This is a genomic window from Streptomyces sp. NPDC059567 (assembly GCF_042735655.1).
In the GTDB taxonomy this organism is placed as follows: domain Bacteria; phylum Actinomycetota; class Actinomycetes; order Streptomycetales; family Streptomycetaceae; genus Streptomyces.
In genome coordinates this window covers 4489-10779 of the sequence record NZ_JBHWBS010000151.1, presented here as the reverse complement: position 1 = coordinate 10779, position 6291 = coordinate 4489, and the positions used below count along the sequence as shown (strand labels likewise).

General features: G+C 71.0%; 4 protein-coding genes. 1 reads left to right on the top strand and 3 read right to left on the bottom strand.

Going from position 1 to position 6291, the window contains the following annotated elements; translation table 11 throughout:
- Positions 1 to 44: 44 nt before the first annotated feature.
- From ACFVZW_RS35450 to ACFVZW_RS35440, 3 genes are all read right to left on the bottom strand, one after another.
- Entirely contained in the window at positions 45 to 1322 is a 1278-nt protein-coding gene (locus tag ACFVZW_RS35450; protein ID WP_384530476.1) for an MFS transporter, read from the bottom strand.
- A 331-nt stretch (positions 1323 to 1653) separates the two neighbouring features.
- Complete coding sequence (locus ACFVZW_RS35445; RefSeq protein ID WP_384530473.1) at positions 1654 to 2310, bottom strand: MBL fold metallo-hydrolase; 657 nt, start codon at positions 2308 to 2310, stop codon at positions 1654 to 1656.
- A gap of 50 nt (positions 2311 to 2360) precedes the next feature.
- Positions 2361 to 3062 carry a maleylpyruvate isomerase family mycothiol-dependent enzyme gene (locus tag ACFVZW_RS35440; protein WP_384530470.1) on the bottom strand — a complete coding sequence of 234 codons (702 nt, stop codon included), beginning with the start codon at positions 3060 to 3062 and terminating at the stop codon, positions 2361 to 2363.
- A 189-nt stretch (positions 3063 to 3251) separates the two neighbouring features.
- On the opposite strand from ACFVZW_RS35440, the gene uvrA reads away from it, so the two are divergent.
- Positions 3252 to 6227 (top strand): excinuclease ABC subunit UvrA, encoded by a 2976-nt coding sequence (uvrA, locus tag ACFVZW_RS35435; RefSeq protein ID WP_384530467.1) that lies wholly within the window; start codon positions 3252 to 3254, stop codon positions 6225 to 6227.
- Positions 6228 to 6291 lie beyond the last annotated feature (64 nt).

Genomic DNA, 6291 nt, shown 5'->3' with positions numbered 1-6291 from the left:
GGTGCGGGCGGCACACCACCGCCCGTACCGGCCGCGGTGCGTTTCTACGCGGGAACCTTCTCCGGAGCCTCCGCCCGGGCCGGCAGCGTCTCCGGGAGCAGCGCGAAGCAGCCCAGGCTCACCAGCGCCACCACCGTCAGATACGCCGCCACACCCCAGGGCGGCCCCGAGCCCCCGGACAGGGTCGTCGCCAGGATCGGCGTCAGTGCCCCGCCCAGCACGCCCGCCAGGTTGTAGCCGACCGCCGCGCCCGTACACCTCACCCTCGGCTCGTAGAGCTCGGGGAGGTACGCGGCGACCACGGCGAACATGCTGATGAACGCGAGCATGGAGCCCAGGAAGCCGAGGAACATCAGCACGGGCCGCCCCGTGTGCAGCAGGGCGACCATCGGGAACATCCACGCGGCGGAGGCCGCGCACCCGGCGAGGCAGAGCGGCCGGCGGCCGTACCGGTCACCCAGCATCGCCGCCAGCGGTGTCGTGGCGCCCTTGATCGCCACCGCGGCCATGATGCAGATCAGCATGGTCGTACGGTCGACCCCGAGGCGCTCGGTGCCGTAGGCCAGGGCCCAGGTGGAGACCGTGTAGAACACCGCGTAGCCGACGGCGAGCGCGCCGGCGGTGAGCAGGACGAGCCGCCAGTGGTCGCGCACCACCTCGGCGAGCGGGGCGTTCGCCCGCTGCCCGGTCGCGCTGAGCTCCTGGAACTGCGGAGTCTCCGCGAGGGAGGAACGCAGCAGAAGACCGCCGACGGCCAGCAGTCCGGCCGCCCAGAACGGCACGCGCCAGCCCCACTCGCGGAACTGGGCGTCGGTCAGTGCGGCGGAGAGCGCAAGCATCACGCCGTTCGCGAGCAGGAAGCCGACCGAGGGGCCGATCTGCGGGAAGCTCGCCCACAGCGCCCGGCGCCGCTCCGGCGCGTGCTCGGCCGTGAGCAGGACGGCCCCGCCCCACTCGCCGCCCAGGCCGAGTCCCTGCAGAAAGCGCAGCACGAGCAGCAGGACGGGGGCGGTGATGCCGATGCTCGCGTACGTCGGGACAAGGCCGACCGCGACCGTGGCGCAGCCCGTGAGCACCAGCGAGGCGAACATGACGGGGCGCCGCCCGTACCGGTCGCCGACGTGCCCGAAGAGCGCCGAGCCGAGCGGGCGCGAGATGAACCCGACGGCGAAGGTGCCGAAGGCGGCCAGGGTCCCCGCGACGGGGGAGAAGGTCGGAAAGAAGAGCGGCCCGAGGACGAGCGCGGCGGCGGTCCCGTAGACGAAGAAGTCGAAGAACTCGATCGCCGTCCCGACGAGCGACGCGGCGGCGAGCCGCCCCATCGAGGGAGCGGCGGGGGAGTCCGGGGAGGTCGGCGGCGCCGTGGGGTCCGAGGAGCCTCGGGGGGCCGGGGGGCCTGGAGAATCCCGGGCTGCCGAGCAGTCCGGCGGTGGCGCGGGGCTGGGAGGGGATACGGCGGCCGTGGAGGTGGCCGGGGTGTCCGGCGGAGCCACGGCACGCGGGGCCGTGGCGTCCGGGGTCGAGGCCGGACGCGGAGAGTGACTGGGGCGCATGTCGCGCCAACTACCCGGCGTCCGAAGGAGTTACGGGGGCGTGCGGAAGCATGCTGTCGAGGGCCGCGCGCCTCCGCCGGTCAGCGCCGTGCGGGGAGCGTCACCAGCCGCGTGCGTGCCACGTCGGGAGCTGCGGGCGCTCGTCACCGAGCGTGGTGTCCTTGCCGTGCCCGGGATAGATCCAACTCTCGTCCGGAAGGACCGCGAAGAGCTTGGTCTCCACGTCGTGGATCAGGCTCGCGAAGGCCTGCGGGTCCTTCCAGGTGTTGCCCACCCCGCCGGGGAAGAGACAGTCGCCGGTGAAGACGTGCGGGTGTCCGTGCGGATCGTCGTAGATCAGCGCGATCGAGCCCGGAGTGTGTCCGACCAGCCGACGGGCGGTCATCTCGACCCGGCCGACCTTGACCGTGTCGCCGTCCTGCACCGGCACGTCGGTCGGCACGGGGATGCCCTCGGCGTCGTACGCCCCGGCGTACGTCCGCGCCCCGGTCGCGGCGACCACCTCGGCGAGCGCCTGCCAGTGGTCGCCGTGCTGATGGGTGGTGACGACGGACGCGATGCCGTCGTCACCGATCAGCGTGAGGAGCGTGTCGGCGTCGTTGGCCGCGTCGATCAGCAGCTGCTCGCCGGTCGCCCGGCAGCGCAGCAGATACGCGTTGTTGTCCATCGGACCGACCGCGACCTTGGAGATCATCAGGTCCGTCAGTTCGTGCACATCGGCCGGTCCGCCGACCTTCACCGCTCCGCTGTACGTCATGGGCTCAGCCTATCTCCGGGCACCGACAGGTGGAGGCCCAACAGCCGGGACTACAACGGCGGGAGCTCCGGGAGGTGGTCGCCCGTGAGGACGGCGAGGTGGGCGCCCTTGAGGTCGCGGCCGGAGAGCCAGCCGAGCAGGTCGACGCCGGTGCCGCCCAGGACGACGGGGTCGCCCTCGGTACCGCCGGTCTGCCAGCTGGGGCTGTCCTCGTCGTACCCGAGGCGGAGTGTCACCGGCGGGATCTCAGAGCGTCCCGACCAGCGGTCGGCCAGGAAGTCGATCTCCCGCAGGACGAAGTCGTCGGGCAGGTCCTCCAGGTCGTAGCCGATCCCCAGGTCGACATGGTGCAGGGCCACCTCGACCCAGCGGCGGAAGGGGATGCGGGCCGCCCGGTCGGTGACGCCGTTGCGCAGCTCCACGGTCCGCTCCCAGTCGGCGGGCTCGGCGCCCACGGCCTGGAAGCGCTCACCGCTCTCGCGCACGTCGGCGAGCTGGACGCCGAGCGGGCGCGGGGCGTCGCGCTCGATGTCGGCGTCACGGGTCGCGGCGTCCGCGTACATGGGCCGGCCCTGGAGGACGTTCACCAGAGCGTCGGCGTTGCGGGCGATGTGGGCCAGAACATGGCCACGGGTCCAGCCGGGAAGCCGTGACGGCTCGGCCAGCGCCGCGTTGTCCAGGGAGGCGGCTGCGTCGAGGAGTCGCTCGGTCGCTTCGCGTACAGAGGCCAGGTCACGCACATGGTCGATCATGGCGCCGACCCTAGCGCCGCCACTCGTTCGGGTGAAGCGGTGAGAGCGAGGCCGGAAATCGAATGTGCGTGCTATAGGCTCGGCGGAAGCATCCGGCATCCTTGGTTGTTGGGTACTCAGGCACATCCAGGCATATCTGCGACCCGCACTCCCTGTGCCTCCGCTCTCTCAAGAAAGGTGCGGACCGGCGTGGCCGACCGTCTCATCGTTCGTGGCGCTCGCGAGCACAACCTCAAGAACGTCTCGCTCGACCTCCCGCGTGACTCCCTCATCGTCTTCACCGGGCTGTCCGGGTCGGGCAAGTCCTCCCTCGCGTTCGACACGATCTTCGCCGAGGGACAGCGCCGGTACGTCGAATCGCTCTCGTCGTACGCCCGGCAGTTCCTCGGCCAGATGGACAAGCCGGACGTCGACTTCATCGAGGGCCTCTCGCCCGCCGTCTCCATCGACCAGAAGTCGACCTCGCGCAACCCGCGCTCGACGGTCGGCACGATCACCGAGGTCTACGACTACCTCCGCCTGCTCTTCGCCCGCATCGGCAAGCCGCACTGTCCCGAGTGCCGCCGCCCGATCTCCCGCCAGTCGCCGCAGGCCATCGTCGACAAGGTCCTGGAGCTCCCCGAGGGAAGCCGCTTCCAGGTCCTCTCGCCGCTGGTGCGCGAGCGCAAGGGCGAGTTCGTCGACCTCTTCGCCGACCTCCAGACCAAGGGCTACAGCCGCGCGCGGGTGGACGGACAGACCATCCAGCTCAGCGAACCGCCGACCCTGAAGAAGCAGGAGAAGCACACGATCGAGGTGGTCGTCGACCGCCTCACCGTGAAGGACAGCGCCAAGCGCCGGCTCACCGACTCCGTCGAGACGGCACTCGGGCTCTCCGGCGGCATGGTCGTGCTCGACTTCGTCGACCTCGCCGAGGACGACCCCGAGCGCGAGCGGATGTACTCGGAGCACCTCTACTGCCCGTACGACGACCTCTCCTTCGAGGAGCTGGAGCCCCGCTCCTTCTCCTTCAACTCGCCCTTCGGCGCCTGCCCGGACTGCACCGGCATCGGCACCCGCATGGAGGTCGACCCCGAGCTGATCGTCCCCGACGAGGACAAGTCCCTCGACGAGGGCGCGATCCACCCGTGGTCGCACGGCCACACCAAGGAGTACTTCGGCCGGCTCATCGGCGGACTCTCCCAGGCGCTCGGCTTCCGCACGGACATGCCGTACGCCGGCCTCCCGGCGCGGGCCAAGAAGGCCCTGATGCACGGCCACAAGACCCAGGTCGAGGTCCGCTACCGCAACCGGTACGGACGCGAGCGGGCGTACACCACCCCGGCCTTCGAAGGCGCCGTCTCCTTCGTCAAGCGGCGGCACAGCGAGGCCGAGAGCGACTCCAGCCGTGAGCGCTTCGAGGGCTACATGCGCGAGGTGCCCTGCCCCACCTGTGAGGGCACCCGCCTGAAGCCGATCGTCCTCGCCGTCACGGTCATGGAGCGGTCCATCGCCGAGGTCGCGGCGATGTCGATCAGCGAGTGCGCCGAGTTCCTCGGCCGCCTCAAGCTCAACGCCCGCGACAAGAAGATCGCCGAGCGGGTCCTGAAGGAGGTCAACGAGCGGCTGCGGTTCCTCGTCGACGTCGGCCTCGACTACCTCTCGCTCAACCGCGCCGCCGGCACGCTCTCCGGCGGCGAGGCCCAGCGCATCCGGCTCGCCACGCAGATCGGCTCCGGCCTGGTCGGCGTGCTGTACGTCCTCGACGAGCCGTCCATCGGCCTCCACCAGCGCGACAACCACCGTCTCATCGAGACGCTGGTCCGACTGCGGGACATGGGCAACACGCTCATCGTCGTCGAGCACGACGAGGACACCATCAAGGTCGCCGACTGGGTCGTCGACATCGGCCCCGGCGCCGGCGAGCACGGCGGCAAGGTCGTCCACTCCGGGCCCTTGAAGGAGCTGCTCTCCAACAAGGAGTCGATCACCGGGCAGTACCTCTCGGGCCGCAAGGCCATCGGGATGCCCGAGATCCGCCGCCCCGTGGACCCCACGCGCCGGCTCACGGTGCACGGCGCCCGGGAGAACAACCTCCGGGACATCGACGTCTCCTTCCCGCTGGGCGTGCTCACCGCCGTCACCGGAGTCTCCGGCTCGGGCAAGTCGACGCTGGTCAACGACATCCTGTACACGCACCTGGCGCGCGAGCTGAACGGCGCCAAGTCGGTGCCCGGGCGGCACACCCGCGTGGACGGCGACGACCTCGTCGACAAGGTCGTGCACGTCGACCAGTCGCCGATCGGCCGCACCCCGCGGTCGAACCCGGCGACGTACACCGGAGTCTTCGACCACGTCCGCAGGCTCTTCGCCGAGACGATGGAGGCGAAGGTCCGCGGCTATCTGCCGGGCCGGTTCTCCTTCAACGTCAAGGGCGGCCGCTGCGAGAACTGCTCGGGCGACGGCACGATCAAGATCGAGATGAACTTCCTCCCGGACGTGTACGTCCCGTGCGAGGTCTGCCACGGTGCCCGGTACAACCGGGAGACCCTGGAGGTCCACTACAAGGGCAAGTCCATCGCCGAGGTCCTGGACATGCCGATCGAGGAGGCCCTGGACTTCTTCGAGGCCGTCCCGACGATCGCGCGCCACCTGCGCACGCTCAACGAGGTCGGTCTCGGGTACGTCCGGCTCGGCCAGTCCGCGCCGACGCTCTCGGGTGGTGAGGCGCAGCGCGTGAAGCTCGCCTCCGAGCTCCAGAAGCGGTCGACGGGCCGCACGGTGTACGTCCTGGACGAGCCGACCACCGGTCTGCACTTCGAGGACATCTCGAAGCTGATCACGGTCCTCTCGGGCCTGGTCGACAAGGGCAACTCGGTGATCGTCATCGAGCACAACCTGGATGTCATCAAGACCGCGGACTGGGTCATCGACATGGGCCCGGAGGGCGGCAGCGGCGGCGGTCTGGTGATCGCGGAGGGTACGCCGGAGGAGGTCGCGTCGGTCCCGACGAGCCACACCGGCAAGTTCCTCCGCGAGATCCTCGGCGCGGACCGGATCAGCGACGCGACGGTGCCCGCGGCGCGGAAGGCGTCCGGCTCCGCGAAGAAGGCCCCTGCCAAGAAGGCCGCCGCGACGAAGGCCGCGCCCGCCAAGAAGACGGCGGCGCGGGCCCGCAAGGCGTGACGGCGGGGGGGGGCGGGCCGCCGGGCGGGGGGGGTGCCGGCCCCCCCCGGCCGGCGCCCCCGGC

Excerpts from the sequence above, each read along its gene's own strand:
- ACFVZW_RS35440 (WP_384530470.1), bottom strand. The coding sequence starts at position 3,062 with ATGATCGACCATGTGCGTGACCTGGCCTCTGTACGCGAAGCGACCGAG.
- ACFVZW_RS35450 (WP_384530476.1), bottom strand. The coding sequence starts at position 1,322 with ATGGGGCGGCTCGCCGCCGCGTCGCTCGTCGGGACGGCGATCGAGTTC.
- ACFVZW_RS35445 (WP_384530473.1), bottom strand. The coding sequence starts at position 2,310 with ATGACGTACAGCGGAGCGGTGAAGGTCGGCGGACCGGCCGATGTGCAC.